This window comes from Dietzia sp. DQ12-76, assembly GCF_014145045.1.
GTDB lineage: Bacteria > Actinomycetota > Actinomycetes > Mycobacteriales > Mycobacteriaceae > Dietzia.
Window position 1 is genome coordinate 5,328 of the sequence record NZ_JAALDV010000471.1, and the last position, 1,665, is coordinate 6,992.

At 69.0% G+C, this 1,665-nt stretch carries 1 protein-coding gene and 1 pseudogene; one reads left to right on the forward strand and one right to left on the reverse strand.

The annotated features are described in order from the left end of the window. Positions 1 to 315, reverse strand: a pseudogene (locus tag G6019_RS14990) (methyl-accepting chemotaxis protein); the annotation flags it as partial. 104 nt (positions 316 to 419) lie between these two features. Between G6019_RS14990 and G6019_RS14995 the strand changes: the two are divergent. Then, on the forward strand, positions 420 to 1,665 hold a 1,246-nt coding region (locus G6019_RS14995), incomplete at its 3' end, for a PEP/pyruvate-binding domain-containing protein (RefSeq protein ID WP_241726087.1).

A 1,665-nucleotide genomic window follows, 5' to 3' on the forward strand; every position in this document is an offset into this window, starting at 1 on the left:
TGTGGAGTCGGCGGAGGAGACCGTGCGCTCGACATGGTCGATCACCGCGTCAGCCCGCGAGACCGTGGTCCGCACCCCGTCGACGGTCTCCGCGGCAGTCAGCACGATCCGGTCGATGGACGAGACGGTCTGTTCGACCTCGTCCAGAAGACGCTGGACCCGCCTGACGATGGACTCCACGTCCTCCAGGAGCGCCATCACCCGCGCCGGCAGGAGGAGGAACTCCCGCGCCATCGACAGCTCCCACTCCACCACCCGGAACGCGGTGTTGACGAGGGATGACGCGGAGGGCACCCGGACCTGCAGTTCAGCCATGAATCGATTCTGCCCGAACATCCCACCCGGGACCTCCCGATCAGCGCACCATGGAGTAAGCGGCGGGTGGATGGACCCCATTGCGCTCCAGGAAGGAGTACGAGATGAGCGCACCACAGGTGACGACCTTCGACGATCTACGGCTCGACGACTCACCCGAGTACGGAGGCAAGTCGGCCAATCTAGGGGAGATGACCGGAGCGGGACTCGCGGTGCCACCGGGTTTCGCGATCGGCCAGTCGGCGTATCTGGAGGCGATGGACGCCGGAGGCGTCCGCGCACGTCTGCACGCCGATCGGGTTCCGGAGGAGGGACTCACCGAGGCCGAGCTCATGGCGAGGTCCGCGGAACTGATACGGACCGTCGCGGAGGTGGACTTGCCGGCTCCTCTCCGCGAGTCGATCATCGAGCACTACCTCGCGCTGGGGCACGATGTCCCCGTCGCGGTCCGCAGCTCCGCCCCTGCCGAGGACGCGGGCGACACGTCGTTCGCCGGTATCCACGAGTCCTACACCGACGTCGTCGGAGAGGACGCCCTGCTCGATGCGGTCCGCAAGTGCTGGTGTTCGCTGTGGACGCCGCGGGCGATGACCTACCGGGCGGTGTCGGGTTACGACGAGGAGCCGTCCATCGCGGTGGTCGTTCAGCGGATGGTCCGCTCCGACACCTCGGGGGTTGCCTTCACCGCGGACCCCCGCACCTCCCGGACCGACCGGGTGGTGATCGAAGCGGCCTTCGGCCTCGGGGAGGTCGTCGTGGGCGGCAAGGTCGAACCCGACACCTACGTCGTCGACAAGTCCGACCTGGGCATCCTCTCCGCCCACGTGGGTCGCAAGCTCACGCGGATCATCGCCGGCCACACAGACGACGGACTCGTGCCCGTGCCCGAGGAGATGCAGACCACCCGCGTCCTCGACGACGAACAGGTGCGAGCCGTCGCCCGTCAGGCCATGGCGTCGGAAGCCCACTACGGCACGCCTCAGGACACCGAGTTCGCAATCGAGGACGGCGAGCTGTATCTCGTCCAGACCCGCCCTATCACCACCCTCGTGGACCGGGCGGCGGATGGTGATCGGAGCGCGTCGGGTGACGGCCGGTCCGGGGGCGACGTGGAGCCGATCGTCGAGGGACTGGGAGCCGGGCCGGGCACGGCCACGGGGCGGGCACGGGTCCTGCATGAACTCGCGGACGGCGCCGACCTCGCACCCGGCGAGATCCTGGTGGCGACGATGACCGACCCGGACTGGCTGCCGATCCTCAAACGGGCGGCTGCGATCGTCACCGACGAGGGCGGGGTCACCTGCCACGCCGCGATCGTCGGCCGCGAGCTGGGCCGTCCCGTCATCGTCG